Below are 26,228 nucleotides of genomic sequence, written 5' to 3'. Positions count from 1 at the left end.
GTCCAGAGTGCCACCGGGGTCCGACAGTGCCAGTGGGGCGGCCGGGACTCAGCCCGTGCGGTGGGAGACCAGGAACTCGGACCACACGCACTTGCCGCCGCCCCGGGCCTCCACACCCCACACGTCGGCGAGCGTCTCGACCAGGAGCAGTCCGCGTCCGGAGACGCCGTCGTCCCCGGCCTCGCGGCGGCGCGGCAGCGCGCTGGAGGAGTCCTCGACCTCGACCCGCAGCTTGCGGTCCGTGCCGGTGAGCAGCCGCAGGGTGACGATCGCGGAGCCCTCGGTGTGCATGAGGGCGTTGGTGACCAGTTCGTCGGCGACCAATTCGATCTCGTCGCTCTGGCCTGAAGCGCCCCAGGCACGGACGGCGGCGCGGATCATGTGCCGGGCCTCCGTCAGCGCCTCGGGGTCGCCCGGCGACACGTGCTGCTGGAGCCGGCCGAAGGTTCTCGGGGCGCCGGTACCGTGGCGGCGCAGCAGGAGCAGCGCCACGTCGTCGTCGCCGCGGCGCTCGTCGGCCACGTCGATGAGCCGGTCCGCCAGGTCCCGTACGTCCTGCGGGCCGGAGGCGACCAGCGCGGTCAGGACCTGGACGCCCTCGTCGAGGTCGGCGCCGGGCTGCTCGACCAGGCCGTCGGTGCACAGCAGCAGGGTGTTGCCCGGGTCCAGCTCCACGGTGGAGACCGGGTAGGCGAGGCGACCGAACTCGGCGGACAGGCCGAGCGGCAGCCCGCCCTCGACCGGGACGCGGCGGCAGCTTCCGTCGCCGGAGCGCAGCAGCGGGTCGATGTGCCCGGCGCGGACCACCTGCACCACTCCGGTGGCCAGGTCAGCCTCCGCGTACAGGCAGGTCGCGAAGCGGTCGGTGTCGAGTTCGTGGAGGAAGACGGAGGCCCGCGCCATCACGGTGGCCGGGGGGTGGCCCTCGGCGGCGTAGGCGCGCAGCACGATGCGGAGCTGGCCCATGACGGCGGCGGCGTGCGTGTCGTGCCCCTGGACGTCGCCGATGACGGCGCCGACCCGGCCGCCGGGCAGCGGGATCAGGTCGTACCAGTCGCCGCCGATGTCACGGCCGAGGGCGCCGCCGATGGAAGCCGCGCGGTAGCGGACGGCGACGTCGCAGCCGGGCACGCTGGGGATGGTGCGCGGCAGCATCGCCTGCTGCAGGCCCTCGGCGAGGTCCATCTCCTGCTCGTAGAGCATGGCCCGTTGCAGGCTCTGCGCGATGCCGCTGCCGAGCGCGACGAGGACGTTGCGGTCCTCCGGGGAGAAGCCGTGCCGGTCGCTGTAGAGCAGCCCGATCGCGCCGATCGGCCGGGCCTGGGCGATCAGCGGCAGGTAGGCGGCCGCGGTGATGTTCAGGTGGGTGATGCTCTGCCAGAGCAGGGGGTAACGCTCGGCGAACTCCTGAGGCGACTCGATGAAGCGGGGGCTGAGGGTCCGTACCGCCTCGCTCATCGGGTAGGGCTCGTCGATCCGGGTGACGCGGGTGCCGGGGACGAAGCTGTTGTCGGGGCCGTCGGCGACCAGCCGGATGCGGCCGGCCTCGACCAGGCCCATGACGAGGCTGGTGGCGCCCAGCCGGGTGAGGCCGTGGGTGTCGCGGAGCACCTCGATGACCTCGTCCACCGTGCGGGCGTGCGCGAGGGCGGCCGTGGCGAGCTGGACGACGTTGGTGAGCCTGCGTCGGGCCTCGTCCTGGGCGGCCTGCTCGCGGCGGGCCTCGATGTCGGCGACCTCCTGGGTGGCGTCGCGGACGATGCCGATGATCCGGCGGGGGCGGCCGCTCTCGTCCCGGCGGATGTAGCCCTGGGTGCGGGTCCAGCGCAGGGTGCCGTCGCGGCGGCGCAGGCGGAAGTAGGTGCCGTAGTTCTCGCTGCCGTCCTTCATGGCCCGGGCGACGATGGCGTCCAGGCGGCTGCCCTCGGCCGCGGGAACGCGCACCGACAGCGACTCGGGCCGCCCGTCGTACTCGTCGGGGCGCAGGTCGAACACCTCGTGGGCCTGGGCGTCCATGTGGAACAGTCCCGTGTCCAGGTCCCAGTCGAAGCTGCCCATGCGGTTGAGCGCCAGGATCGGGTCCGGGTGGGCGGGCCAGTCCTCCGGGAGTGACGGGGCACTCGCTCCCCGATCAGCCATGGGCCCTACCTTGCCAGGATTCGCCCGATTCTTCGACTCCTGTTCCGCCTCCCGGGGCGTCGGGCCGGGGACCCGGGGCCGACCGGGGTACACAGGGCGTGACCGTACGAGAGGAGCGCGGCCGTGGAGTGGTTCACCGCACCCGACTACTGGACGGCCCGACTGGTCTTCCAGCGGGGCCTGGCGGTCATGTACCTCGTCGCGTTCCTGACGGCGGCCCTCCAGTTCCGCCCGCTGCTGGGCGAACGCGGTCTGACGCCGGTGCCGCGCTTCGTGGAGCGGGTGCCGTTCAAGCGGGCGCCGAGCCTGTTCCAGCTGAGCTACTCGGACGGTCTCTTCGCGGTCGTGGCGTGGGCGGGCTGCGCGGTGTCGGCGGCGCTGGTGGCGGGGCTGGACTCGCTGCTGCCGCTGTGGGGCGCGATGCTGCTGTGGCTGGTGCCGTGGGTGCTGTACCTGTCGATCGTCAACGTCGGGCAGACCTGGTACTCGTTCGGCTGGGAGTCGCTGCTGCTGGAGACGGGGTTCGTCGCCGTGTTCCTGGGCAACGACGAGGTGGCCCCGCCGATCGTGGTCCTCTTTCTGCTGCGCTGGCTGCTGTTCCGGGTGGAGTTCGGGGCGGGGCTGATCAAGATGCGGGGCGACGAGTGCTGGCGGAAGCTGACGTGCCTCGACCACCATCACGAGACCCAGCCGATGCCGGGCCCGCTGAGCTGGTTCTTCCACCACCTCCCCCGGCCGCTGCACCGCGCCGAGGTGGCCGCGAACCACGTCACGCAGCTCGTGGTGCCCTTCCTGCTGTTCACCCCGCAGCCCGTCGCCTCGGCAGCCGCGGCCCTGATGATCGTCACCCAGCTGTGGCTGGTGCTCTCCGGCAACTTCTCCTGGCTGAACTGGATCACCATCGTGCTGGCCCTGTCGGCGGTGCGGTTCCCGGCCGATCCGCCGTCCGTGGCGGCCGCTCCGCTCTGGTACGAGGTCGTGGTGCCGGCGGTGGCGGCGCTGCTGCTCTTCCTCAGCCACCGCCCGGTCCGCAACATGATCTCCCGCAGCCAGGTGATGAACCGCTCCTTCGACTCCCTCCACCTGGTCAACACCTACGGCGCCTTCGGCTCGGTCAGCCGGGTGCGCTACGAGGTGGTGATCGAGGGCACCGCCGACGAGGTGGCCCGCGAGGACGGGGACTGGCGGGAGTACGAGTTCAAGGGCAAACCCGGTGATCCACGCCGCTGGCCGCGCCAGTTCGCCCCGTACCACCTGCGGCTGGACTGGCTGATGTGGTTCGCCGCGCTGTCGCCCGCGTACGCCGGTGCGTGGTTCGGCACCTTCGTGGAGCGGCTGCTGGAGAACGACCGCGCGACGCTGAGGCTGCTGCGCCGCTCCCCGTTCCCCTCGGACGCGCCGCCGCGCTTCGTGCGCGCCCGGCTGTACCGCTACCGGTACACGACGTGGCGCGAGCTGCGGGAGACGGGCGCCTGCTGGGAGCGGACGTACGTGCGGGAGTACCTGCCGCCGACCCGGCTCACCCCGTCCCAGTGAGCCGGGCCCGTCGGAAGCGCTAGGCGCGCTTCAGCCGCAGGGTCATCAGCTGGAACGGACGCAGGCTTACGGCGATCCGGTCGCCGTCCGGCCGGGGGGCCTCCGCGTCCGCGATCGGGCGTTCCAGCAGGTCGGTCACCTGCACGTCCGTGACCGCGAAGCCGGTGGTGAGCGTGGCGCGGGCCCGGCCGCCGTGGGCCTCGTGGAAGCGGACCACGACGTCGCCGCTGCCGTCGTCGGCGAGCTTGACGGCGGTGATCACGACCGCGTCCCGGTCGGCGGAGACCAGCGGCGCGACCTCCCCGGCGCCCGTCACGCGCCGCTCCGGCAGGTTGATCCGCCAGCCCTCGCGCACGGCGTCGCCGATGCCCGCGCCCGGCACCAGCGCGTGCCGGAAGCAGTGCACGCCCTGGTCGGTCTCGGGGTCGGGGAAGCGCGGGGCGCGCAGGAGGGAGACCCGCACGGTGGTCGTCGTGCCCTGGTCGCCCTCGCCGCGGACGGTACGGGTCACGTCGTGGCCGTACGTCGAGTCGTTGACGACGGCCACGCCCCAGCCGGGCTCCTCCAGGTGCAGGAAGCGGTGGTTGCAGGCCTCGAACTTCGCCGCCTCCCAGCTGGTGTTGGTGTGCGTGGGCCGGTGGAAGTGCCCGAACTGGGTCTCCGACGCGTACCGCTCGGCGTGCACGTCGAGCGGGAAGGCGAGCTTGAGGAACTTCTCCGTCTCGTGCCAGTCGACCTCGGTGTCCACCTCCAGCCGCCGCTCCCCGGGCGCCAGCGTCAGCACCTGGGTGACGCGGGAGGAGCCGAAGGAGCGGGTGATCCGCACCGAGGCACCGTCGTCGCCGGGGGCGACCTCGTCGGCGTCGGTGAGGTCGGTGACCGTGTTGCGGTAGAACTCGTCGACGTCCCAGGCGTCCCACATGTTCGGGAAGTCGGGGTGGAGCTGGAGCAGGTTGCCCGCCGCGCCGGGGGCGATGGTCTCGCGGTCGGCGGCGAGGTCGTACGCCGACACGACCAGGCCGCGTCCGTCGACCTCGACGCGGAGCAGGCCGTTGTCGAGGACGTGCCCGCCGCCCGGGCGCGGGGTCAGGTCGGTACGGCCGTCGGTGGCGGGAGCGGCGGCGGCGCCCGCCCGGACGCCGGCCCGGGTGTGCGGGGCCGAGTTGAAGACCAGCGGGGTGTCGCCCTCGCCGGCCAGGGCGCGCTGGGCTGCGTCGATGATGGTGTTCAGCTCGTCGGCGACCTTGTCGTAGGTGGCGCGGGCCTCGCGGTGCACCCAGGCGATGGAGGAGCCGGGCAGGATGTCGTGGAACTGGTGCAGCAGCACCGTCTTCCAGATGCGGTCCAGGTCGTCGTACGGGTAGGGGAACCCGGCGCGGACGGCTGCCGTCGCCGCCCACAGTTCGGCCTCGCGCAGGAGGTGTTCGCTGCGGCGGTTGCCCTGCTTGGTCTTGGCCTGGCTGGTGAGGGTGGCGCGGTGCAGTTCGAGGTAGAGCTCGCCGACCCAGACGGGCGGCTGCGGGTTCTCGGCCTCGGCCTTCTCGAAGAAGGCGTGCGGGGTCTCCCACTCGACCGTCGCCGAGCCTTCGAGGTCGCGCATCCTGGCCGCCTTGGCGACCATCTCGCGGGTGGTGCCGCCGCCTCCGTCGCCCCAGCCGGTGGGGGCGAGGGAGTGCCGGGCGACGCCCTTGTCCTTGAAGTTCCTCGCCGCGTGGGCGATCTCGCTGCCCTTCATCGAGCAGTTGTAGGTGTCGACGGGCGGGAAGTGGGTGAAGATCCGGGTGCCGTCGATGCCCTCCCAGCGGAAGGTGTGGTGCGGGAACTTGTTCGTCTGCGACCAGGAGATCTTCTGCGTCAGCAGGTACTTGGCGCCGGCCGCCTTGATGATCTGCGGGAGTCCGGCCGCGAAGCCGAACGTGTCCGGCAGCCACGCCTCGTCGTTCTCGACGCCGAACTCGTCGAGGAAGAACCGCTTGCCGTGCACGAACTGCCGGGCCATCGCCTCCGAGCCGGGCATGTTGGTGTCCGACTCGACCCACATGCCGCCGGTGGGCACGAACCGCCCGTCCGCCACGGCCTTCTTCACCCGCGCCCACACCTCGGGCCGGTGGTCGCGCACCCACGCCCACTGCTGGGCCTGCGACATGGCGAAGACGAAGTCCGGCTCGTCCTCCAGGAGGGCGGTCATGTTGGAGGTGGTGCGGGCCACCTTGCGCACGGTCTCGCGCAGCGGCCACAGCCACGCCGAGTCGATGTGCGCGTGGCCGACGGCGCTGATCCGGTGCGCGGAGGGGACGGCCGGGGCGGACAGCACCTCGGTGAGGCGGGAACGGGCCTGCTCCGCCGTGCCGTTCACGTTCTGGAGGTCGACGGCGTCCAGGGCCTTGTCGACCGCGCGCAGGATCTCCCAGCGGCGCGGCGACTCCACGGGCAGCTCGGCCATCAGCTCGCCCAGCACCTCCAGGTCGAGCACCAGGTTCCACACCGTCTCGTCGAGGACGGCGAGGTCCATGCGGGCGAGGGTGTACTGCGGTTCGCTGCCCGCGGTGTCCTTGTCGCCGAGCCGGGTGGGCACGAAGGGGTGGTAGTCGAGGATGACCGGGTTGGAGGCCGCCTCGACGTGCAGGCACACCTCCTCGCCGCCCTCGGCGGGGGCGCCGATCCGCACCCACTGGTTGCGCGGGTTGAGGCCCTTCACGGGGGTGCCGTCGGGGCGGTAGACCAGGCCCTCGCACTGGAAGCCGGGCATGTTCTCGTCGAAGCCGAGGTCGAGGATCGCCTCGACGGTCCGGCCGGCCCACTCCTTCGGCACGGTGCCGGTGACGCGGAACCAGCTGGTGCCCCAGGGCGCGCCCCAGCGGGCGCCCACCGCGATCGGCTCGGGGTCGGCCGCGAGTCCCTCCTCGACCGGCACGGGCTCGCCGGGCGCGTTCCAGACCGCCACGTCCAGTGGCACGGACTCGGGGTAGAGGGCGGGGCGGATGCGCTCGTCGAGGACGCGCTTGAGGCGGGCTTCGACCAGGTTGCGGTCGTCATGCATGCGGGTGCTCCGGGGTCGGTGGGGCGGGTGGTTACCAGGGGTGGGTCACGGTGACGGGGGCCGACGTGGTGTACAGCTCCCCCACGGCGCGGACTTCGAATCGTGCGGCGCGCTCGCTCTGCTCGGGGCGCAGACCGCCGGCGAACCAGGCACGTTGGCAGGTGCCGCCGAGGAAGCGGCGGGTGCCGTCGGGCAGGACGCGGTGGAGGGTGTAGTGCCGTACGCCGTCGCCGTGGGGGTGGTTCCAGGCGAACCGGAGGTCGCCGCCGTGCGCTGCGGTGACGCGGGCGGCGGTGGGGGCGGCGGGTGGCGTCGCGGCGCCGGTGCGGACGGCGAGACCGCCGGCCCGCCAGCGCACCGGGCGGCCGTCGGAGGCCGTGAGCCGTACGCCGATCGCGTGGACGGTGTCGCAGGGGCCTGCGAGGCCGGTGAGGGGCACGGTGGCCGTCTGCCAGCCGTTGACCGGGTTCACAGTCCTCGCGGCCGTTACCGGGAGCCAGTGGTACGGCGGCGCCTCCCCCGGTTCACGCGCCTCGGCGGTGGCGACGGCGAGTTCGACGTTCACAGCGCCCGCGTCCGTGCGGTGCGTCAGCTCGACAACCGTGTCAACGTCCAGTGGCAGCCGTGTCGCGTACAGGTCCAGGACCGCCGGCCGGTCGAGTTCACCCTCGACCAGCACGCTGTTGCCGCCACGCCAGGCGTCTGCGAAGTCGAAGGAGACCGCCGGGCGCTCGCCCTCCGTGTGGACCACCCATCGCCGGGACGGCAGCCGGTCCTGGAGACCGAGGTGGTTCCAGGGCGTGTCCGAGGTGACGCTCCCCTCCTCGTACCACCGCAGCCCGTGCCCGGTGTTGAACGCGCTCGCGAACGGCAGCGACGTCACCGTCGACCGGTCGGCGACCGACTCGGCGGGCGCCCGCCATCCGTCCGCGCCGTCTCCGCTGTCTCCGCCGTCTCCGCCGTCCGGTCGTGCCGGGTCGAGGGACGCTCCCGTCCAGAACCGGTCGTCGGCGGCGTGGAAGTCGCCCGGGGCCCGGCGGTCCTCGGGCAGGTGGTTGCGGGTCCACTCGGGCCGGTACAGGCCGATCGACGTGATGTGCGCGGCGTCCCGCGGCACGATCGCGTCCCAGTTCTCGGACGTGTTCCAGCCGTTCGCCTCCACGTCCACGCCGGCCCACAGCTCGTAGCGGCTGCGGCCGAGCCGTTCGGCGCGCTCGCGGGAGGCGGCGAGGCGGTCGGCCGTCCAGCGGAAGTCGACGAACATGTCGTCGGCCGCCTCGAAGAACGCCTGGTTCCGGTCGTTCAGCGCGCCCTGCCAGCTCACCGCCCCGTCCACGGTCATCGAGTCGTACCAGGTCACGCGTTGTCCCTTGGCCGTGGCGAGGGACTTCAGCGCCCGCAGGAAGCCCCGCATGTCGGCGCCGAGCGCGGGGTCCCCTCCCCCGGTCTCCGCGTTGACGAACCAGCCGTCGAAGCCGTACGCCTCGGCGACGGCGACCAGCCGTTCGGCGAGCGGGAAGCGTCCGGCGGCGTCCTTCCGCACCAGGTCGCGGGTCCAGCGCAGTTGTCCGCCGTAGGCGGCGGGCGGCAGGAAGACGTTGCCGAGGACGGGCACGCCGTGGCGGTGGGCGGCGTCGACGACCGGCGCGTTCGGGGCGAGGATCAGTCCCTCGCCCGAGGAGCCGCCCCAGAAGACGAGTTCGTCGACGTACGCCCAGTGGGTCAGGGCGTAGTAGTCGGCGGTGGCGGAGCCCTGGGAGGGGTTGCCCGCGGTGGTGCCGAAGGAGACCAGGGACTGGATGCGGGCCTGTCCCACGCGGGCCGTGGTGTTCGCGGGCGTCGGGGTGAAGCGGTCGGCGAGGGGTACGGAGGCCCGGTTGAAGGCGAGGTCGGGGTCGTCGGCCGCGCGCCACTCCTTCAGGCTGCGCCAGGTGATGCCGTCCCCCGGGGTGCCGCTGGGCAGCGAGTCCGGGAACCAGTAGGAGGCGTACGGCTGGAGGGGCGCGGCAGCCCGGCCGGTGCCTCCGGGCGCGGCGGTCGCCGACCGGCCGGACCACAGGGCGGCGGCCGTGCCCGCGCCGGCGAGCAGGACGGTGCGTCGGGTGGGGTTCACGAGCGGGTTCCTCCTGGGCGGACGTGGGGGCCGGGCGAAGTGGGGAGTACCTGGTCGGGGGTGACGACCTCGGTGATGCCCCGCGCCGCGAGGTGCTCGGTGTCCGCGGCGCGCGTGTCGAGGACGGTGGTCGGGCGGGCGCCGTCGGCGACCAGCCGGAAGTAGGCGTCGAAGACGGTGCCGCCGGGCGCGCAGGCCGAGCGCGCGGCGGGGTCGGCCGGGACGGCCAGCGCGGTGGTGCGCGGGGCGGGGGCCGGGTGAGCGCCCCCGGCTGTCGTGCGGGCCGAACGGGCCGCCCGGGCCAGGACCCGGGCCGTGTCCTTGGGCCGTCGGTCGTTGGTCAGCAGCCCGAGCCCGTACTCCAGCTCGGGGAAGTCGGCCAGCGCCCGGGACACGTCGTGCGAGCACCACCAGGTGACGCCCCACAGGCCGGGGCAGTCCAGCGCGTTGGTGATGGTCGCCTCGGTGAAGGCGGCGGCGTGCTCGGCGGGGACGAGGGGTGCGGGGGCGCCGACCTCCTGGAGCCAGACCGGGCGGTGCGGGTCGTCGGCCCAGGCCTTGCTCAGCTCGATCAGGTAGGCGGCGTGGTGCTCGCTGGGCACGGAGGTGCGGCCGTGGCGCTGGGCGGTCCCGTTGAAGACCCAGGAGTGCACGGCCGTCACGGCACCCCGCCGGGCGGCCTGGGCCGGAGTGAAGGGCTGGTCGTCCTGGTACCAGGTCGCGTCGTACTCGGCGTGCAGGTGCATCCGGCCCGGGGCGCCCTCCTCACAGGCGGCGAGCATTCGCTCCAGCCAGGCGTCGATCTGGTCGGCGCTCGCCCGGTCCGGGTCGGGGTGGGGCCCGGCGGAGAACTGGTTGACCTCGTTGCCGAGGGTCATGCCGAGGAAGTTGGACCGGCCGGCCAGGGCGGCGGCGAGGGTGCGCAGGTAGGTGGCCTGGCCGTCGATGACGTCGGGGTCGGTGAAGAGGTTGCGTCGGTGCCAGGTGCGGGTCCAGGCCGGCAGGTAGTCGAAGCTGCTCAGGTGGCCCTGGAGGCCGTCCACGTTGACGTCGAGGCCGCGTTCGCCGGCCGCGTCGGCCAGCGCCACCAGGTGCTCGACCGCCCGCTCACGGATCAGGGAGCGGTTGGGCTGGAAGTAGGGCCACAGCGGGAAGACGCGGATGTGGTCCACGTCCAGTGCGGCGATGGAGTCGAGGTCGGCGCGTACGGAGTCCAGGTCGAAGTCGAGCCAGTGGTGGAACCACCCGACGCTCGGGGTGTAGTTGACGCCGAAGCGCACGGGAGCAGGCATGCAGTGTCCTTCAGTGTCCTTGTGAGGGGGAAGTGGGTGGATCAGCCCTTGACCGCGCCCTCGCCGACCCCGCGGAAGAAGTACCGCTGGAGGCAGGCGAAGAGGACGATCAGCGGCGCGACGGCGATGATCGTGCCCGCGGCGACGAGGCGTTCGTCGTTGGCGAAGGTGCCGTGCAGGTAGTTGAGGCCGATGGTGAGCGTGAAGTTGGACGGGTCGCTCAGCACGATCAGCGGCCACAGGAAGTCGTCCCAGGCGCCCATGAAGGCGAAGATCGCGACGACCGCGAGGGTGCCCTTCACGGCGGGCAGGGCGATGCGGAGGAACCGCTGCCAGACGTTGGCGCCGTCGACGAAGGCCGCTTCCTCGATCTCGTAGGGCAGGTTGAGGAAGGCGTTGCGCATCAGCAGCACGTTGAGGGCGCTGATGCAGCCGGGCAGCAGGACGCCGACCAGGGTGTTGTTGAGGCCGAGCTCCCGCATGGTGGTGAACTGGGCGATGATGATGCCCTCCACCGGGACGAGCATGGTCAGGATGAAGACCAGGGTGGCGACGCGGCGGCCGCGGTAGCGCAGCCGGGCCAGGGCGTAGCCCGCGAGCGCGGCGCCGACGCAGTTGGTCACGACGTTGGCGAGGGCGACCTTCAGCGAGTTCAGCGCGTAGTCCCAGACGGGGATGGTCTCGGCGACCCGCTGGTAGTTGTGCAGGGTGGGGTCGGAGGGCAGGAACTTCGGCGGGGAGCTGAAGATGTCCTCCGTCGGGCCCTTCAGGGAGGTCGACAGCTGCCACAGGAACGGGCCGATGGTCAGGGCGAGTACGCCGAGCAGGAGCAGGTAGCGCAGGACGAGTTCCCAGACGCGTACCCGTCGGCCGTTCTCGTCGGTGATCCGGGGTTCCCGGGTGCGGGCCGGGGACGGAGCCGGCTGCTCCGCGGCGGGCCGGACCTTCTCCGTGACGCTCACGACTCCTCCTTCCGGTCGGCGCGCAGCACGAGCAGCATCAGGACGACGGTGACGGCGAAGACGACGACGGAGATGGCCGAGGCGTAGCCGACGCGGCCGGTCAGGCCGGTGCCGGTGCGCTGCACGAGCATGACGAGGGTGGTGTCCTCGCCCGCCGGGCCGCCGTCCGGGCCCGCCATCAGGTACACCTCGGAGAACACCTTGAAGGCGGCGACCGAGGCGAGGGCCGCGACCAGGACCATGGTGGAGCGCACGGCGGGCATGGTGACGGTGAGGAAGCGGCGGACCGGGCCCGCGCCGTCCACGGCGGCCGCCTCGTGCAGTTCGCGGGGCACGTTGGCCAGCGCGGCCAAGTAGATGATCATGTAGTAGCCGAGGCCCTTCCAGACCGTGACGGCCATGGCGCTGAGCAGGATCAGCCACTGGTCGCTGAGGAAGCCGATCCGGCCGACGCCGATGGTCTCCAGCACCGAGTTGACGAGGCCGCGTTCGTCCAGCATCCACACCCAGATCAGCCCGACGACGACGATCGAGGCGACGACCGGAGTGTAGAAGGCGGACCGGAAGAAGGTGATGCCGGGGATGCTCTTCTGCACCAGCAGCGCGAGCAGCAGCGGCAGCAGGACGAGGGCGGGCACGACGCCGAGGACGTACAGGGTGCTGTTGCGCAGGCCGATCCAGAACATGTCGTCGTGGAGCAGCTCGCGGAAGTTGGCCAGGCCCACGAACTCGCCCGGGACCAGGGTCCGGCGGTCGGTGAAGGAGTTGACCAGCGTCGAGACGAACGGGTAGAGGATGAACGCGCCGGCGATCAGCAGTCCGGGTGCCGCGAAAAGCCAGGGACTGGTGGGCAGTTGGCGCCGGACCCGGCGCGGGCCGGAGGAGACTGTGGAACTCGCCATGACGGTCAGCCCTGCTGCTTCAGGAGCCGGTCACAGGCCTTGACAGCGTTGTCAAGAGCTTCCTTCGGGCTCTGCTTGCCCTGGAGCGCCTTGGCGACCTCGTTGCGCAGCTCGGTCTTCATCTGCTCGCTGAACAGCACGGGCGTGTAGTTGACGGCGGTCTTCAGCGACTTGGCGGCGGCCACCCGGACCCGGGTCTCGTCGGTCCCGTCCTCCTTGGTGAAGTACGGGTCGTCCAGCGAACCGGCGCTGCTGGGGAAGACGGCGACCTGCTTCGCGAACGACATCTGGTGGGCGGCGTCGGTGACGAAGCGGGCGAAGGCGACCGCGGCGGGCTTGCGGTCGCTCTGGGAGTTCACCAGCAGCCCCATGACGTACATGTTGACGTGGCCGGTGCTGGTGATCTGGTCGGTGATGCCGATGTTCTCGTACAGGCTCGGGGCCTGCTTCTTGAAGTTGGCGAGGTCGAGCGCGCTGCCGGGGTTCATGGCGACGGCGCCGGTCAGGAACTTCTTGCCGGACGACTCGGGGGTGGCCGTGAGCGCCTGCGAGTCCAGGCCTCCGGCGTCGTACAGCTCCTTGTAGCGGGTGAGGAGTTCGACGCCCTTGGCGTCGTTGAAGGCGAAGGCCGTGCCCTCCTCGTTCATGAGCGGGACGCCGTAGCGGCCGAAGTCCTCGATGGTGGGCACGTTGGCGAGCGTGGCCACCTCGCCGTCGGTCTTCCGGGCGAGCTCCAGCGCGGTGTCGAAGAGTTCGTCGTAGGTCGTCGGGGGCTTCTCGGGGTCGAGACCGGCCTTCTCGAACAGGGACTTGTTGTAGAACAGCGGGCCGGTGTTGAGGTACCAGGGGAACGCGTAGGTCCCCTCCATGCCCGGTATCTGCTGGCTGGCCCAGGCGGCCTCCAGATAGTCCTTCTTGTACTGCCCCGCGGCCTTGTCCAGATCGAGGGCGAGTCCGGCCTGGGCGAGCGGGGCGGCGAGGTCCGGTGAGACGTTGACGACGTCGGCCAGGGTGCCGCCGGCGGCGTCGGCGCTGATCTTGTCGGCGTAGCCCTCAGCGGGCTGGTCGACCCACTTGACGTCGGTGCCGGGGTACTTCTTCTCGAAGTCGGCGATCAGGCCCTCGAAGTAGTCCTTGAAGTTGGCCCGCAGGTTCCAGGTCTGGAAGGTGATGTCGCCCTCGACCTTGCCGGAGGCGTCGGACGAACCGCCGTCCCCGCCCGACCCGCAGGCGCTGAGCGGCAGGACGAGGGCGGCTACGGCTGCGACAGCGAGGCTTCTGCGCGATGTGGGCACGGTGACACGTCTCCCTGGAGGACGTCGGAGGTGGGATGCCGATGACCATGCACGCCGCGTTCGGAAAAAGTCAATGGATTCACGGAAACTAATGCGGCGAGTACGACATCAGTCCAGGTCAGAGCTGGTTCAGGCAGCCACTTGCCAGGTCCGCTAATGCGCTTTAGGATCTTTCCACTCAAGCGCTTTAGCTTACGCATTGGAGAAAGGAACGCGCATGCCGGCCAGACGGCCCGCCGCGCGCCGGCCGACGATGAAGGACATCGCACGGCGGGCCGGGGTCTCCGAAAGCGCGGTCTCCTTCGCGCTGAACGACCGGCCGGGGGTCTCCGAGATCACCCGTGACCGGGTGCGCCGGGTCGCCGAGCAGCTGGGCTGGCGGCCCAGTACGGCGGCCCGCGCGCTGTCCGGCGAGGGCGCGGCGACGGTCGGCTTCGTGCTGGCCCGCCCCGCGCACACGCTCGGCGTGGACTCGTTCTTCCTGCAACTGGTCTCCGGCATCCAGGAGGTGCTGGCGCGGCGCCATCTGGGGCTGCTGTTCCAGGTGGCCGAGGACGTCGACGAGGAGTGCGGGGTCTACCGGCGCTGGTGGGCCGAGCATCGCGTGGACGGCGTCCTGGTGGTCGACCCGCGCACGGACGACCCGCGTCCGGACCTGCTCGACGAACTCGGGCTGCCGGCCGTGGTGATCGGCGGCGCCCCGGACGAGCGCCACCCCGGGCTGTCGACGGTGTGGGCGGACGACGCGGGCGCGATGGCCGCGCTGGTGGACGGGCTCTTCGCGCTCGGCCACCGGCGGATCGCGCACATCGCCGGGCTGCCGGGGCTCGCGCACACCGAGCGCCGGATCCGGGCCCTGCGCGCCGAGGCGGAGCGGCGGGGCCTCACCGAGGTGCAGTCGGTGACCACCGACTACTCCGACGCGGAGGGCGCCGCCGTCACCCGCCGTGTCCTGGAGACCGTCGCTCCCCCGACCGCCCTGGTCTACGACAACGACGTGATGGCCGTCGCCGGGGTCGCCGCGGCGGCGGAACTCGGCTTCTCGGTGCCGGCGGACGTGTCGGTGGTGGCCTGGGAGGACTCGGCGCTGTGCCGGATGGTCAAACCGTGGCTGTCCGCGCTGTCCCGGGACAGCGTGGAGTTCGGCCGTACGGCGGCGACGGAACTGACCGCCCTCCTGGACGGCGGCCCGGCCCGGACGGTCCGGGTTCCGGTGCCTCGGCTGATCGAGCGGGACAGTACGGGGCCGGCGGTCCGGCGGATCTGAACGGGACCGCGGCTCCCGCACTCTCGACGCGGGGCTGTCCGGGCGGGCAGAGTGCCTCCTGCGTACTCGCCAGTAATACCGTCCCACCGCACCCCGAGGAGCCCCCTGTGACCGACTGGGCCGGCCGGACCGCCGCCGAGATCGCCGCCGCCGTACGCGAGAAGCGGGCCACGCCCCGTGAGGTGGTGGCGGAGCATCTGGCCCGGATCGAGCGGCTCGACGGCCGCGTCGGCGCCTTCCGCGCGGTGCGCGCCGAGGCCGCGCTCGCCGAGGCCGACGAGGTCGGCGCCCGGGGCGATCTGAGCGAACTCCCGCTGGCCGGCGTGCCGGTGGCGGTCAAGGACAACCTCACCGTGCGGGGCGAGTCCGTCCGGGTCGGCTCGGCCGCGACGCCGGACACGCCGGCCGGGGCCGACCACGTCACCGTGGCCCGGCTGCGGGCGGCGGGCGCGGTGGTAGTGGGGCTGACCAACGTGCCCGAACTGTGCGTGTTCGGCACCACCGAGGGCGTGCACGGCACCGCCCGCAATCCGTGGGACCCGGCCCGCTCGGCGGGCGGTTCCTCGGGCGGCAGCGCGGCGGCGGTGGCCGCCGGGATGGTGCCGGTCGCGCTCGGCAACGACGGCATGGGCTCGCTGCGCATACCGGCGGCCACCTGCGGCCTGGTCTCCATCAAGCCGGGGCTCGGCGTGGTACCGGCCGGGATCGGCGACGGCGCCTGGTTCGGCATGTCCGAGAACGGGCCGCTGGCCACGACGGTCGAGGACGCGCGGGTGCTGCTCGCGGTCCTCGCGGACACGCCCCTGCCGCCCCGTGAGGACGCCGGCGCCCTCCGCGTCGCCGCGTCCCTGCGCAGCCCGCTCGCCGGGGTCACCGTCTCCCGCCCGTACGCCGACGCCGTCCGGGAGGCGGCCGGGGTGCTGATGCGGACGGGGCACCAGGTGCGGCGGGCGGACCCGCCCTATCCGGCGTCGCTGGGCATGACCGCCCTGACCCACTGGACCGCCGGTACATCCGTGGACGCGCGGGACCTGGACCGGCGGCTGCTGGCCCGGCGCACGCGCGTCCACGCGGCCCTGGGGCGGCCCTTCGTGCGTACCGCCGCCTCCGGTGCCGCCCGGCAGGCACTGCGCGCCCGTCTGGAGCCGTTCTTCGCCGAGCACGACGTCCTGCTCACCCCTGCGCTGGCCCGCCGCTCCCCCAGGGCCGCCCCCTGGCACGAGCGCGGCTGGCTGCGCAACATCGCGGCCGGCTCCGCGTACTCGCCCTTCACTCCGCCGTGGAACCTGACCGGCTGGCCCGCGATGGCGGTGCCGGTCGGCGCCCTGCCCTCGGGCGCCCCCGCGGCCGTGCAACTGGTGGGGCGCCCGGGGTCGGAGGCGGCGCTGCTGGAGCTGGCGGAGCGGATCGAGGCGCTGCGTCCCTGGCGGCGGACGGCGCCCGTGGGCTGACCGGCGTTCTACAGCGCCCGGTACATGATGTGCAGGCCCACCCGTCCGTGCCGGGGGTGCTCGAAGGCGTCCGGCACGGTGCCGAGGACCGTGAAGCCGAGGGACGTCCAGAGGCGGACGGCGGGGTTGGTCTCGACGACGGCGTTGAAGACCATGCCCCGGTATCCGTCGGCCTCGGCGGCGGTCAGGATGTGCTCGGCGAGGGCGCGTCCGGTGCCGCGGCCGGCCCGGTCGGGGTCGACCATGAAGCCGGCGTTGGCGATGCGGGCGGCGGGGCCGCCGTAGTTGGGGGTGACGTAGGCGGAGGCGACGACGGTGCCGGTGTCGTCCTCGGTGACGTAGACGCGTTTGGCGGGGTTCATCCACAAAGCCCGGGCGTCCTCCTCGGAGGTGTCCGGGTCCCAGGCGTAGGTCTCGCCGGCGGCGACGATGCGGTGCCAGAAGGGCCAGATGTGCGGCCAGTCGCCGGCCGACGCTTCCCTGATCAGCATGGGCGTGAGTCTCGCACGCCCATGCTCGGGGCGGGCCCCGCGGGTCAGTCCACGCTGGGCAGGATGTGCGGCTCGGCGAGGTCCTCCTCGTAGCCCGCGAGGCGGATGGGGGCGGACCTCGCCCACACGTCGAGGCTGCCGATCTCGCCGGGCCGGCGGCCCGCGCGCTCGGCGCGTTCCTCGGGGCGTTGCTCTGGACTCGTCGTCGTCTCCGGTGTCACCGCGCACTCCTTATGTGTCGGGTCACCCTCGGGGCCTGTCGGCCAGTCTGCCGTCCGGCACCTCGGCGTCCGCTCGGGTGTGGGTCGAATGCAGTTCGGACGCGGTGGCGCCGGTAACTCGTGCGAGAGCGGGCCGCTGTGAACGGGCTCGTCCCGTGACGGACCTTGGGTGTGGGCCTCGGGTGTGAGTAGGACCCTGTACTGCCGCCCGTCCGCTCCAGATTAACCAAATGAGCGGGGGTGCGCTCTATGGGGCTCAAAACATGGGGGAACCATTGCCCTTCATTCTCCGGACAGTTGGCCCGACTCTGCCCCGTTTCGCCCTCTTGTGCACCGCAGGTAACTCACCCGTTCGGCCCACGTCGGCGACCACACCTTCGAATGCCGACGGCGGTGGGTCGCGCAGTTCAGTTGCCGTTGGCTGCGGCGCAAGCTCGCCATGGTCTGCTGCCGGTCGGCAACGGCTGTCTCGTGGGAGGACCGAGGCATGGAACTGCGCAGCGTCGAGGAGCTGATGGACCTGCTGTACGCCTGCCGGGGCGAACGGCCCGTCGCGGGGTACGGCAGCGGGCCGGTGGACCCGTACGGGCACGCGCTGCGCACCGCCGCACTGCTGCGTCGACGCCGCCCCGCCGACAAGGAACTCCAGGTGGCCGGTCTGGTCTCACCCGTGGGCCGGCTGCTGTGGCCCGGCAGCCCGGCCGGACGGACCGCCGAGGTGGTCCGCCCCCTGCTCGGCGCCCGCGTCGCCCGTCTGCTGCGCCGTCGTGCCCATCCGGAGGCCTGGGGCCACGACGACGACGTGGTCAGTCTGCGCCAGGCGGACGACGAGGCCCGCACGGCGGTGTTCGACGCCGGGGTCCTGGAGGACTGGCGCACGGTGCTGGAGCTGACGGCGGCGCGGAACTCGCGGCTGAGGGCCGTCGACTGAGACGCGCACGGAGCCGGGCGCGCGGTGTGCCCGAGATCCAGGAGGCCGCGCGGTGCCCCCGACGGGCGCAGGCCCCCGAGTGGGCCTGTGAGGGATCGAACCACGAAGTACGCGTGACCGGCGCACCGGGCACACCGGCGCTCGCCCCACGGTAGCCGCGGCCGGGGCGAACGGGCCAGGCAATTGACGCCGCCCGCCCGTCACCTCGGCCGCCCGCCCGCCGCCGCGCTCACCACTTGCCGGGCGCGTAGTCCTTCAGGAAAACCCCGTACAGGTCCTCGCCCGCCTCGCCGCGCACGACCGGGTCGTAGACGCGGGCGGCGCCGTCGACCAGGTCGAGCGGGGCGTGGAAGCCCTCGTCGGCCAGCCGCAGCTTGTCGTAGTGGGGTCGCTCGTCGGTGATCCAGCCGGTGTCGACCGAGGTCATCAGGATGCGGTCGGTGTCGAACATCTCCTGGGCGCTGGTCCGCGTCACCATGTTCATCGCGGCCTTGGCGGCGTTGGTGTTCGGGTGGCCGGCGCCCTTGTAGCCGCGGGCGAACACGCCCTCCATCGCCGAGACGTTGACGACGTAGGCGCGTCCCGAGGCGGCCCGGCGCGCGGCCTCGGCCATCGCCGGGCGCAGCTTGCTGATGAGGATGAAGGGCGAGGTGTAGTTGCACAGCTGGGTCTCGAGCAGCTCGACCGGGGAGATCTGCTCGATGGTCTGCACCCAGGTGTTGGTGTCGACGACGTCGGGAACGAGGCCGCCCGCGTCGATCGCGGTGCCCTCGCGGTGCCGGACCACACTGGCGTTGCCGGCGACCAGGGCGAGGTCGGCCACCTTCTGCGCGTCCAGGCCCGAGGTGCCGACGGGCAGCGCGGCCAGGCCGTCCACCGCGCCGGAGTTGAAGGCGCCGATGACGTGGTGGGCGGGCAGTTCGCCGGCCGGCAGCGGGGCGCCCTCGCCGTCGACGAGCGCGGCGTAGGCGGAGGGCAGCCGCCGTACGGTCTGGGTGGCGTTGTTGATCAGGATGTCCAGCGGGCCCTGCTCGGTCACCTGGTCGGCCAGGGCCACGGCCTGGGCCGGGTCGCGCAGGTCGATGCCGACGACCTCCAGGCGGTGGATCCACTCCGCGGAGTCGTCCATGGCCTTGAAGCGGCGGATGGCGTCCTTGGGGAAGCGGGTCGTGACGGTGGTGTGCGCGCCGTCGCGCAGCAGCCGCAGCGCGATGTACATGCCGATCTTGGCCCGGCCGCCGGTGAGCAGCGCGCGCTTGCCGGTGAGGTCGGCGCGGGCGTCGCGGCGGGACCGGTTCTCGGCGGCGCAGTCCTGGCAGAGCTGGTGGTAGAAGTAGTCGACCTCGACGTAGCGCTGCTTGCAGACGTAGCAGGAGCGGGGGCGCTGGAGTATCCCCGCGATCGTGCCCTCCTCCGTCCGGGAGGAGGGCAGGATGCCCTCGGTCTCGTCGTCGATGCGCTGGGCGGAGCCGGTGGCGGTGGCCTCGGTGACCGCCTTGTCGTTGGCGGTCTTGGCGGCCCGGCGCTCCTGGCGGCGGCGCTGCTTGACCATGCGGTAGATGTGCGAGGTGGCCCGGCGGACCGTGATCGCGTCGGGGTGGTCGACGTCCAGCTCGTCGAGTTCCTTCAGTACGTCGAGGCAGACCGCGAGCCGTTCGGGGTCGATGCCGGGGCCGTACGCGGACGCCGCCACCTCGTCCGTGGTCGCCGAACCGTCCTGTGTCACCGTCATCGCCGTCGCCGTTCCCTGATCACCGTCGCGGCGCTCCGGGAGGCGACCGCTGTCGAACAGCGGATTTTATTCAGCGCCGGGCCCGGATCCAAACCCGTCGGGGTCAGGGACGGCAGGCCGTGAGCAACGTCTCCACCTCCTCGGTCAGCGCCCGGGCGAACCGGTCGAGGTCCGGCACGGCCTTCGCGTCGGCGACCAGGCCGTAGTGGACCTGTCCCCGGTACGTCGAGACGGCCACGGCGAGGGCGTGGCCACGGGCCAGCGGCGCCAGCGGGTAGACCTCGGTGAGCGGGTGGCCGCCCAGGCGCAGGCCGAGACTGGGCAGGGGCACGCTGGTGACCAGGATGTCGAACCAGAGCCGCGCGGCCCCCGAGACCAGCGGCCCGCCGAGCCGGTGGCCGAGCGCCGGGACGTGGTCGGCGAGCAGGGCGACGGCACCGGCGCCCCGGCCGGGCCCGGCGTCCTTGTTGCGGTCCATGGCCGCGCGGACCGTGCCGAGGCGGGAGAGGGGGTCGGGGTCGCCGACCGGAAGCCGTATCAGGTAGCCGGAGAGCCGGTTGCCCTGTGGGTGGGCGGTGCGCGGGCGGCGTTTGGAGACGGGGATCAGGGCGCGGGGCGCGACGCCCTCGCTGCCGTCGCCGCGCTCGTCCAGCCAGCGGCGCAGGGCGCCGGCGACCACCGCGATCAGTACGTCGTTGACGGTGCCGCCGGTGGTCTTGCGCACGTGGTGCACGTCGTCGAGGTCCACGGCGACGCCCGCGGTGCGGCGGGTGCCGGAGGAGGAGGCGGTGAGCGCGGGCGAGGAGCGCACGTCGAGGGTGGACAGGGCCGCGGCGGCGCCGATGTCGAGGGCGCGGCCCGCGTCGGACAGGGCGCCGCGCAGCCGCTCGGGCAGGGCGCGCACGTCCGGCAGGAGGCCGCGCGGCGGCGCCTCGGGACGGGACCGGGGGGCGGGCAGGTCCATCGGGTCGAGGACGCCGGCGGCGAGGGTGAGGGCGCGCAGGCCGTCGGCCAGGGCGTGGTGGAACTTGAACAGCACGGCGAAGCGGTCCCCGTCCGCGCCCGGCAGCACGTGCGCCTCCCACGGCGGCCGGCCGCGTTCCAGCGGGCGTTCCATGAGACGGCCCGCGCGGGCGTGGAAGTCCGTCGTCGGGGCGTGCAGCCGGACGTGGTCGAGCGGGTCGAAGTGGGGGTCGGGCTCGCGGGTGGCACCGCCGAAGGCGAACGGGCGGCGCAGCGCGAGCGGCGGCTGCCAGGTGTCCCGGATCCGCATCCGCAGCCCGGGCACCGCGGGGGCGCGGGCCGCGAGCAGGTCCGCGGCGTGGGCGCCCGCGGTGGGCGAGTGCGCCGTGAAGACCCCGAGCGCGCCGAGGTGCATGGGGTGCTCGGCGGACTCGATGTTCCAGAACGCCAGGTCGAGGGGAGCGAGCGGATCGGAAGTCAAGGGCGTGCCTCGCAAGGACGTCGGGTGGACAAGCAGTCAATCGCCCTTCGCCGATTACGGTCAAGTACGATCAAGCTACGCACAGTTAACAGCAGATTAAAGTCCCGCCCCGGTGTGAGGGGCGGGACTGCGGTGACACATGGGGCGGCTGTGCTCATGCGGGTGCGGGTGGCGCCGCCCGTCGCGAACTTCCCCACCCGGACGGCTGCGGGCCGACCGTGGACCGAGCGCGCCGGTCCACGGCCGGGTTCCGCTCGCCGCTCAGGCGGTCGGGCACCCCGCGGGGGTGGGCTGGGACGCGTCGTGGATCAGGGCCTCGTGGGCGGCCTTCACCCGCTCGACGTCCGGCTTGAGAACCTTGCGGTCATAGGTGGTCAGGCCGTTCAGCTCGCCCTCGACGTCGGAGATCTGGGTGTAGACGGCGCCGTTGCTGCCCCGGCAGACCAGCGCCCGGACCTCGTCGAGCTTGGTGAGGTAGTCGTCGGTGTACGTCTCGGGATCGACGTCGACGTACGACTGCTGCACCGACCAGGCGTGTCCGGGCACCGCGAGCCCGAGGCCGCCGTACTCGCCGGTGACCAGGGCGCGTTCACCGTCCGGGGAGGGCGGCAGGGCGGGGCTCGGGTAGCCGTGCTCGTCCATGATGTCGCCGGCGCCGCCGTCCGCCCCGAGGTTCAGGCCGGACTGGTTGTTGACCAGGCGGGTCGGGTCCCAGGCCTTGGCCTGCTCGGCGACGCGCTTGATGTCGTACTGGCCCCAGCCCTCGTTGAAGGTGACCCACATGATGATCGACGGGTGACTGACGTGCTCGTCGATCATCTCCTTCATCTCACGCTCGAACTCGGCCCGGGAGGCGGCGCCCGGGTTCACCCCCGGAGTCATGGAGGGCATGTCCTGCCACACCAGCAGGCCCAGCTTGTCGGCCCAGTAGAACCAGCGGTCCGGCTCGACCTTGATGTGTTTGCGCACGGAGTTGAAGCCGAGCTGCTTGTGCAGCTTCAAGTCGTGTGCGAGTGCCTCGTCGGTGGGCGCGGTGTGCAGGCCGTCCGGCCAGAAGCCCTGGTCGAGGGTGGCCATCAGGAAGACCGGTTCGCCGTTGAGGACCGTGCGCGGAACGCCGTTCACCTTCTCGACGGCGATGGAACGCATCCCGAAGTAGCTCTCGACGCGGTCGCGGCCGACGGTGACCTTCAAGTCGTACAGGAAGGGGTCGTCGGGCGACCACAGGCGCGGGTCGTGGATCCTCAGGGTCAGCGGCTCACCGGTGCGTCCGCTCGCCGTGGCGACCTTGCGGTGTCCGGCGTACGCCGTCGCCCTGACCCGTACGCCGTCCCGCACGCCCTTCGGCTCGACGGTCAGCGTGCCGGCGTCGACGTCCGGCGTCAGCTTCAGGGAGTCGACGTGGTTCCGGGCGACCGGCTCCATCCACACCGTCTGCCAGATGCCGGAGCTGGGCGTGTACCAGATGCCGCTCGGGTCCAGGCTCTGCTTGCCGACCGGCGGATTCTCGCCGCCCCGCGCGTCGGTCGGGTCGTAGACGCCGACGATCAGCTCCTGGGTGCGGCCGGGCTTCAGCGCGTCGGTGACGTCTGCGCTGAACTTGTCGTAACCGCCCTTGTGGCCGGCGACCTTGACGCCGTTGACGTACACCTCGGACTGCCAGTCGACGGCGCCGAAGTTGAGCCTGAGGCGCTGGCCGTGGCCGATGTGCCAGTCGCGGGGCACGGTGAAGGTGCGGCGGTACCACATGCGGTCCTCGTGCCGCTGGATGCCGGAGAGCTGGGACTCCACCGGGTACGGGACGAGGATGCGCTCCTTCAGGTCCTTGCCGACCGGGGGCTGCTCGCCGGCCTCGGCGGCGGCGAACTGCCAGCGGCCGTTGAGGTTTTGCCAGTCGTCGCGGGACAGCTGCGGGCGCGGGTACTCCGGGAGGGCGTTGTCCGGGCCCACCTCGTCGGCCCACTCGGTGCTCAGCTCGTAGGTGGACTCGTTGCCGCCGCTGCTCCAGAAGGCGCTGACAACGTTGCCCTCGGCGTCGGAGAGGCCGCCCTCGCCGTCGTAGCGGACGTCGGCCGTGCCGGGTGCGTCACCGTCCTTGTTGCCGACGACCGGCTGGTCGAGGCCGACGAGGAGGGCGGTCGGGTCGGCGGGGTCGACCTTCGCCTCGCCGAGCGGCCACCGGGCGCCGCCGATCACCGCTTCGAGGTGGTCGGTGAGACCGGCGGGCGCTGCCGCGAGCGGGCGGGGGAAGTCGAGCTTGAGGGTCCGGCCGGTGCCGAGGACGGTCGTCGCGGTGGCGCCGTCGTAGTCGAAGCCGTCGGGCAGGCGGAACGCGGACTGCGGGACGGGTTCCTTGTCGCCGCCGGGTTCGGTCCAGCGCAGGTGGAGGTTGGAGCCGCCGTAGTGCTCGAAGTACTCCAGCTTGATGTCGTAGGACTGGCCCGCCGTCAGCTCGACGGGTTCGGCGAACTGTTCGCGGTCCCAGTCGTCGACCCAGTGGTCGATGGCGAGGCGTCCGTCGATCCAGAGGCGGAAGCCGTTGTCGCCGATGATCGAGAAGGTGTGGGCGCCGGTCGTCTCCGGCACCAGCTTGCCGGTCCAGCGGACGCTGACGTCGTCCGACTGCCCGGTGGCGAAGCTCAGGCGCGGCTCCAGGGTGTCGAAGTCGAGCCGCGGGTCGAAACCGGTCGCCTTGAGTTCGTGGAAGTCGAAGGCGCCGGGGGCGGACTGGGTGTAGTACTCGCCCTTCAGGCCGTGGATCTCGGCGGCGTCGTCGGCGGCCGCGCTCGCGTTCGGCACGGCGGCGAGTGAGCCGACGCCGAGTGCGGCGGCGAGCAGTAACGCCAGTCGGTCTCTGAGTCGTTTGGTGCGCACGGACCCTCTCCTCGAGAACGGGTGGTGGCTCTGATGGCTCAGGACATCGATGTCATACATCGATGTAACACAGAGGTGCAGAGGCATGACAGCACGGATTCCCCCTGGCCGTCCAGGGACATGACAACGACCCCGGGACTCAACGCGCGTCACACGAGGTCCAGGGGCCACCGTCCGTCCGTCACGGCACCCGCTGTCCCTTCCCCAGCGCGATCACGCCGCCCTTGGAGACGGTGTACAGCTCGGCGTCCCGTTCCGGGTTGACGCCGATCGTCGCGCCCGGCGGCACGTCCACGTTCTTGTCCAGCACCGCCCCGCGCACCACCGCGCCCCGCCCGATGTGCACGTTGTCGTGCAGCACCGATCCCTGCACGACGGCTCCGGGGTCGACCACCACACCCGGCGACAGCACGGACCGGGTGACCTGTCCCCGCACCAGGCAGCCGGCACTGATGATCGACTCACTGGCGATGCCGCCCGCGTTGAAGCGGGCCGGGGAGAGCTGAGCGGAGTGCGTGTAGATCGGCCAGTCGCGGTTGTAGAGGTTGAAGGCGGGCCGCTCGGCGATCAGGTCCATGTGGGCGTCGTAGTAGGCGGCGAGGGTGCCGACGTCCCGCCAGTAGCCCTGGTCCCTTGTGGTCTCCCCCGGCACGTGGTTGTCACTGAAGTCGTACAGCGCGGCCTCTCCCCGGTCGGTGAGCCGCGGCAGGATCGAGCCGCCCATGTCGTGCACGGAGCGCTCGTCCTCGGCGTCCCGGTGCAGGGCCTCGACGAGGGCCTTGGTGGTGAAGACGTAGTTGCCCATCGAGGCGAAGACGCACTCGGGGTCGTCGGCCAGCCCGGGAGGGTCGGCGGGCTTCTCCAGGAAACCGGCGACGGTCCGGCCGTCGGAGCCCGGGGTGATCACACCGAAGGACGAGGACTCGCCGCGCGGGACCCGTATCCCGGCGACGGTCACGCCCGCGCCGGACTCGATGTGCTGGGCGAGCATCTGGCGCGGGTCCATCCGGTACACGTGGTCGGCGCCGAAGACCGCGACGTACTCGGGCTGTTCGTCGTGGACCAGGTTCAGGGACTGCAGGATCGCGTCGGCGCTGCCCAGGTACCAGCGCGGGCCCAGGCGCTGCTGGGCGGGGACCGGGGTGACGTAGTTGCCGAGCAGGCTGGACATCCGCCAGGTGGTGGTGATGTGCCGGTCCAGGGAGTGCGACTTGTACTGGGTGAGGACGCAGATCCGCAGGACGTCGCCGTTGACCAGGTTGGACAGCACGAAGTCGACCAGCCGGTAGGTGCCGCCGAAGGTGACCGCGGGTTTGGCGCGGTCCGCGGTCAGGGGCATCAGGCGCTTGCCCTCCCCGCCCGCCAGCACGATCCCGAGCACCGAAGGACCTCCACGACGCATGGCCGCTCCCCTCACCCTCGTTCACCCCGGCCGCCCCGGGCGGGGCGGCCTAAGCCTGCTTGAGGATCTCCTCGTAGAGCCGGACGGTGCGACGGGCGACCGCGTCCCAGCCGAACTCCTCCACCGCGCGCGTCCGGCCCGCCTCGCCCATCCGCCGGGCGGCCTCCGGGTCGCCGAGGACGGAGTCCAGGGCCCGGACGAGACCCGCCTCGAAGTCGCGGTCCCCGTCCTCGCCGTCCTCCCTGGGGACGAGCACTCCCGTCTCACCGTCCGCCACGACCTCGGGGATGCCGCCGACCCGGGAGGCCACCACGGGCGTGCCGCAGGCCATCGCCTCCAGGTTCACGATGCCCAGGGGCTCGTAGACGGACGGGCAGACGAAGACGGCGGCGTGGGTCAGCAACTGGATCACGTCGGGGCGCGGCAGCATGCGCGGAATCCAGTGCACGCCCTCGCGGGCCCGGCTCAGCACGGCGAACAGATCCCGGAACTCCTGGTCGATCTCGGGAGTGTCCGGGGCGCCGGCGCACAGCACGACCTGCGCGGCCGGGTCGATGGCGCGGGCGGCGCGCAGCAGGTGGGGCACGCCCTTCTGGCGGGTGATGCGGCCGACGAACAGGACATACGGGCGGGAGCGGTCGAGGCCGATCCGGTCGAGGGCGTCGGTGGCGGGGTCGGGCCGGTAGAGGGCGGTGTCGATGCCGTTGTGCACGACGTGGACCCGGTCCGCGGTGATCGCCGGGTAGCAGGCGAGGACGTCCTCGCGCATGGCGCCGGAGACGGCGATCACGGCGTCGGCGGCCTCGACCGCGGTGCGCTCGGCCCAGCTCGACAGGGCGTAACCGCCGCCCAGCTGCTCGGCCTTCCAGGGGCGCAGGGGCTCCAGCGAGTGCGCGGTCACCACATGCGGCACGCCGTACAGCAGCTTGGCGAGGTGGCCGCCGAGGTTGGCGTACCAGGTGTGGGAGTGGACCAGCTCGCGGCCCTGGAGGGCGGCGGTCATGGCGAGGTCCACGGAGAAGGTGCGCAGCGCGTCGTTGGCGCCGTCCAGCGCGGGCCAGGAGCGGTGGCGCAGCACGCTTTCGGTGCGGCCCTCTCCCCAGCAGTGCACGTCCAGGTCGACCAGGCGGCCGAGT

General features: G+C 72.3%; 18 protein-coding genes. 4 read left to right on the top strand and 14 right to left on the bottom strand.

Translation table 11 applies throughout. The features are described 5' to 3' along the window. Positions 1–48: 48 nt before the first annotated feature. A complete protein-coding gene (locus KUM03_RS15350) occupies positions 49–2,139 on the bottom strand; it encodes a SpoIIE family protein phosphatase (protein ID WP_217248881.1) in 2,091 nt (696 codons plus the stop codon). A 123-nt stretch (positions 2,140–2,262) separates the two neighbouring features. Between KUM03_RS15350 and KUM03_RS15345 the strand changes: the two genes are divergently transcribed. Then, a complete protein-coding gene (locus KUM03_RS15345) occupies positions 2,263–3,675 on the top strand; it encodes a lipase maturation factor family protein (protein WP_217248879.1) in 1,413 nt (470 codons plus the stop codon). Between the two features lie 19 nt (positions 3,676–3,694). On the opposite strand, the gene KUM03_RS15340 is transcribed toward KUM03_RS15345, so the two are convergent. From KUM03_RS15340 to KUM03_RS15315, 6 genes are read right to left on the bottom strand one after another with little or no spacing between them, the layout of a single operon-like run. Next, positions 3,695–6,715 (bottom strand): glycoside hydrolase family 38 C-terminal domain-containing protein, encoded by a 3,021-nt coding sequence (locus KUM03_RS15340; protein WP_217248877.1) that lies wholly within the window; start codon positions 6,713–6,715, stop codon positions 3,695–3,697. 31 nt (positions 6,716–6,746) lie between these two features. Then, positions 6,747–8,828 (bottom strand): endo-beta-N-acetylglucosaminidase, encoded by a 2,082-nt coding sequence (locus KUM03_RS15335; RefSeq protein ID WP_217248875.1) that lies wholly within the window; start codon positions 8,826–8,828, stop codon positions 6,747–6,749. After that, on the bottom strand, positions 8,825–10,120 hold the full coding sequence (locus KUM03_RS15330) for a glycosyl hydrolase (protein ID WP_217248873.1): 1,296 nt from the start codon (positions 10,118–10,120) through the stop codon (positions 8,825–8,827). The genes KUM03_RS15335 and KUM03_RS15330 overlap by 4 nt, the downstream gene beginning before the upstream one ends. A gap of 41 nt (positions 10,121–10,161) precedes the next feature. Continuing rightward, on the bottom strand, positions 10,162–11,082 hold the full coding sequence (locus KUM03_RS15325; protein ID WP_374225315.1) for a carbohydrate ABC transporter permease: 921 nt from the start codon (positions 11,080–11,082) through the stop codon (positions 10,162–10,164). Then, positions 11,079–11,984, bottom strand: coding sequence for a carbohydrate ABC transporter permease (locus KUM03_RS15320; RefSeq protein ID WP_217248871.1), 906 nt, complete (start codon positions 11,982–11,984; stop codon positions 11,079–11,081). Before KUM03_RS15320 ends, KUM03_RS15325 begins: the two co-directional genes overlap by 4 nt. Positions 11,985–11,989: 5 nt before the next feature. Continuing rightward, a complete protein-coding gene (locus KUM03_RS15315) occupies positions 11,990–13,279 on the bottom strand; it encodes an extracellular solute-binding protein (RefSeq protein WP_217248869.1) in 1,290 nt (429 codons plus the stop codon). Between the two features lie 217 nt (positions 13,280–13,496). On the opposite strand from KUM03_RS15315, the gene KUM03_RS15310 reads away from it, so the two are divergent. Then, positions 13,497–14,546 carry a LacI family DNA-binding transcriptional regulator gene (locus KUM03_RS15310; protein WP_217248868.1) on the top strand — a complete coding sequence of 350 codons (1,050 nt, stop codon included), beginning with the start codon at positions 13,497–13,499 and terminating at the stop codon, positions 14,544–14,546. 107 nt (positions 14,547–14,653) lie between these two features. Then, positions 14,654–15,997, top strand: coding sequence for an amidase (locus tag KUM03_RS15305; RefSeq protein ID WP_217248867.1), 1,344 nt, complete (start codon positions 14,654–14,656; stop codon positions 15,995–15,997). A gap of 8 nt (positions 15,998–16,005) precedes the next feature. On the opposite strand, the gene KUM03_RS15300 is transcribed toward KUM03_RS15305, so the two are convergent. Together KUM03_RS15300 and KUM03_RS15295 are read right to left on the bottom strand one after the other, a co-directional pair. After that, a complete protein-coding gene (locus KUM03_RS15300; RefSeq protein ID WP_217248865.1) occupies positions 16,006–16,488 on the bottom strand; it encodes a GNAT family N-acetyltransferase in 483 nt (160 codons plus the stop codon). 44 nt (positions 16,489–16,532) lie between these two features. Beyond that, entirely contained in the window at positions 16,533–16,709 is a 177-nt protein-coding gene (locus KUM03_RS15295; protein ID WP_217248860.1) for a hypothetical protein, read from the bottom strand. Between the two features lie 487 nt (positions 16,710–17,196). Between KUM03_RS15295 and KUM03_RS15290 the strand changes: the two genes are divergently transcribed. After that, on the top strand, positions 17,197–17,640 hold the full coding sequence (locus tag KUM03_RS15290; RefSeq protein WP_217248859.1) for a hypothetical protein: 444 nt from the start codon (positions 17,197–17,199) through the stop codon (positions 17,638–17,640). Positions 17,641–17,869: 229 nt separating this feature from the next. Here the strand turns inward: KUM03_RS15290 and KUM03_RS15285 are convergent, their stop codons facing one another. The 5 genes from KUM03_RS15285 to glgA form a co-directional block, all read right to left on the bottom strand. Further along, entirely contained in the window at positions 17,870–19,372 is a 1,503-nt protein-coding gene (locus tag KUM03_RS15285) for an SDR family NAD(P)-dependent oxidoreductase (protein WP_217248858.1), read from the bottom strand. Positions 19,373–19,475: 103 nt separating this feature from the next. Further along, entirely contained in the window at positions 19,476–20,816 is a 1,341-nt protein-coding gene (locus KUM03_RS15280; protein ID WP_217248857.1) for a wax ester/triacylglycerol synthase family O-acyltransferase, read from the bottom strand. 261 nt (positions 20,817–21,077) lie between these two features. Next, the gene (locus KUM03_RS15275) at positions 21,078–23,690 is read right to left on the bottom strand and encodes a PA14 domain-containing protein (RefSeq protein WP_217248856.1); all 2,613 of its coding nucleotides are present in this window, start codon (positions 23,688–23,690) and stop codon (positions 21,078–21,080) included. A gap of 181 nt (positions 23,691–23,871) precedes the next feature. Next, positions 23,872–25,092, bottom strand: a complete 1,221-nt coding sequence (gene glgC, locus KUM03_RS15270; protein WP_217248853.1) for a glucose-1-phosphate adenylyltransferase — start codon at positions 25,090–25,092, stop codon at positions 23,872–23,874. A 49-nt stretch (positions 25,093–25,141) separates the two neighbouring features. Beyond that, on the bottom strand, positions 25,142–26,228 hold a 1,087-nt coding region (glgA, locus tag KUM03_RS15265), incomplete at its 5' end, for a glycogen synthase (RefSeq protein WP_217248852.1).

Source organism: Streptomyces sp. AC602_WCS936 (assembly GCF_019049125.1).
Lineage (GTDB): Bacteria > Actinomycetota > Actinomycetes > Streptomycetales > Streptomycetaceae > Streptomyces.
Note: the sequence above shows the minus strand (reverse complement) of the source record. Positions and strands in the feature narration are given on the sequence as shown.

Coding starts and splice junctions, on each gene's coding strand:
- KUM03_RS15330 (WP_217248873.1), bottom strand. CDS start 10,120: ATGCCTGCTCCCGTGCGCTTCGGCGTCAACTACACCCCGAGCGTCGGG.
- KUM03_RS15290 (WP_217248859.1), top strand. CDS start 17,197: ATGGAACTGCGCAGCGTCGAGGAGCTGATGGACCTGCTGTACGCCTGC.
- KUM03_RS15340 (WP_217248877.1), bottom strand. CDS start 6,715: ATGCATGACGACCGCAACCTGGTCGAAGCCCGCCTCAAGCGCGTCCTC.
- glgC (WP_217248853.1), bottom strand. CDS start 25,092: ATGCGTCGTGGAGGTCCTTCGGTGCTCGGGATCGTGCTGGCGGGCGGG.
- KUM03_RS15350 (WP_217248881.1), bottom strand. CDS start 2,139: ATGGCTGATCGGGGAGCGAGTGCCCCGTCACTCCCGGAGGACTGGCCC.
- KUM03_RS15285 (WP_217248858.1), bottom strand. CDS start 19,372: ATGACGGTGACACAGGACGGTTCGGCGACCACGGACGAGGTGGCGGCG.
- KUM03_RS15300 (WP_217248865.1), bottom strand. CDS start 16,488: ATGCTGATCAGGGAAGCGTCGGCCGGCGACTGGCCGCACATCTGGCCC.
- KUM03_RS15310 (WP_217248868.1), top strand. CDS start 13,497: ATGCCGGCCAGACGGCCCGCCGCGCGCCGGCCGACGATGAAGGACATC.
- KUM03_RS15320 (WP_217248871.1), bottom strand. CDS start 11,984: ATGGCGAGTTCCACAGTCTCCTCCGGCCCGCGCCGGGTCCGGCGCCAA.